This is a genomic window from Curvibacter sp. CHRR-16 (genome assembly GCF_018474005.1).
In the GTDB taxonomy this organism is placed as follows: domain Bacteria; phylum Pseudomonadota; class Gammaproteobacteria; order Burkholderiales; family Burkholderiaceae_C; genus Allorhodoferax.
This window is the reverse complement of record NZ_JAHCSH010000022.1, coordinates 1-1,168: the sequence shown is the minus strand read 5'-3', so window position 1 is coordinate 1,168 and position 1,168 is coordinate 1. Positions and strand designations below refer to the sequence as shown.

The following is a 1,168-nucleotide window of genomic DNA, read 5'->3' as shown; positions in this document are numbered from 1 at the left end:
TGACCCGTCCTGCCGGAGGTTGACACCTTTTCATCACAGAAAAGGCAAGTCAAATGGAATCAGGCATCAAGAGAACGCAGAAGGACTACATACTGGCTTTTAAGCTGGCGGTGGTCGAGCAAGTGCAAAAGGCGAGCTGACGTACAAGCAGGCGCAAGCGCATTACGGGAACCAGGGCAGATCAACGGTACTGGTGTGGTTACGCAAACACGGCCGCCAGGGCTGGGGGCGTGCGGCATCATGTGCGGCTATGCCTATAGACAAGACTCCCACGCCGCTGACGCCCGAGCAGCAGATCTAGGCGCTGCAAGTGCAACTCAAGCAGGCCAACGAGAAGGCCCAACTGTTCGAAGCGGTGCTCGATGTCCTGAAGAAGGACTATGGGGTACGCGTCGTAAAAAAGCCTTTGGGCAAGTCCTCGCGCAGCGGCTCGTCCAAGGGCTCAATGTGACGAGGGCTTGTCGCTACATGGGCCTGAGTCGCCAGGCGTATTACCAGGGTCAGTAGCGCCACGCCCTGTTTGACGTACTGCGTAACGCCCGGATGCTCGTGCCGCCACGGCCGGCGTACCACAAGACCACCGACAGCCACCACCGCTTTAGGCGCCATCCGAACCTGCTCAAGAGCGGCGAGCAGCAGGTGCAGGCCACGGCCGCCGAGCAAGTGTGGGTGGCTGACATCACCTACCTGCCCACGGCGGACAAGTTTGTCTACCTGAGCCTGATCACCGACGCCTACTCGCGCAAGATCGTGGGTTGGCACGTCCACGACAACCTGCAGACCGAGCCGGTGGCTCAGGCCTTGAAGATGGCCCTGCGTGCACGGCAAAGCGATCAACGCCTGGTACACCATTCCGACCGGGGCATCCAGTACTGCTCCAGCTACTACCAAGCCATACATCAGTGCCATGGCCTGCAGTGTTCGATGACCGATGGCTACGACTGCTACCAGAACGCGCTGGCCGAGCGGGTCAACGGCATCCTCAAGGGTGAGTTGTTGCTACAACGGCCCGCCAATCTGGAGCAGGCCCGGCGCATGGTGCGCGAGTCGGTACAGATCTACAACAGCGAGCGCCCGCATCTATCGCTGAAAATGCAAACGCCCGATGCGGTGCATCGGGCATCACTGGCCAGTATCCACTGGCTAAACTCACCGTCCAAGATGTCAA

The 1,168-nt window shown here is 59.9% G+C and carries 1 pseudogene; it reads left to right on the top strand.

Features of this window, described 5'->3' with window-relative positions:
* Positions 1–53: 53 nt before the first annotated feature.
* Positions 54–1,168, top strand: a pseudogene (locus KIK84_RS16450) (IS3 family transposase); the annotation flags it as partial.